The organism is Chryseobacterium pennae (assembly GCF_003385515.1).
Taxonomy (GTDB): domain Bacteria; phylum Bacteroidota; class Bacteroidia; order Flavobacteriales; family Weeksellaceae; genus Chryseobacterium; species Chryseobacterium pennae.
Genome location: NZ_QNVT01000074.1, coordinates 1 through 687, shown reverse-complemented (window position 1 = coordinate 687; position 687 = coordinate 1). Strand labels below are relative to the sequence as shown.

The 687-nt window shown below is 31.7% G+C and carries 1 protein-coding gene; it reads left to right on the top strand.

The genetic code is table 11. The annotated features are described in order from the left end of the window. Positions 1-56: 56 nt before the first annotated feature. Positions 57-687 (top strand): hypothetical protein (locus DRF65_RS28185; protein WP_133297843.1); only part of this gene is annotated, 631 nt, incomplete at its 3' end.

Here is a 687-nt window from a genome sequence, read left to right as displayed (position 1 = left end):
CACACCAAAGGAACTTTTGATAATAACAGTGGTGAAAACTCTAAACATCATTAAAAATGGCAGAAGGTAACATTACAAGAATAGTTGGTGGTAAAAATAGTATAGAAACCGAAGAATGGATTGTCTATACAGATAAATTTACGGCTTATGCAGGCAAGGGAAGCCATTTTACTGCTGGTGGTGGAACTAATTTAGGAAACCCTAAAGAAGCTCCATCTGTTGGTCATTATTTTAAAAAAGCATGGTGGAGTTCAGATTATGAAGGGAAAAAGAAAATAACAAAAGCTAAAGTTGGGGATAAAGTTTATTTTCAAGTAGAAATGACGGATAAAGTTCCACAAAACTCCCTTCCTAAAGAGAAACAACAAAAAATTACTTTTGCATTATATGAGTTTACTGGAAATAAGTACAGTATTGGTTATATGTATGTGTATGGGCCAAAAATATATTTAGATAAAGAGCCTCAAAAAGATAAAGAGATTAAGTATGTTACTTGGGAAGACAAAAATAAAAATGATACAATAGACCCAGAAGAAGAATATTCTAAAAAACCTTATAACGAAGAAAAGGTTAATGGCAATAAAGCTGTTATTTCGTTTCAATTGAGTGATGGGTTGTCATCTTATTTCAATGAATTTACTGAGTTAAAGTTATTCATGTCTCTTTCTTATGATTGGGAAACAGTTG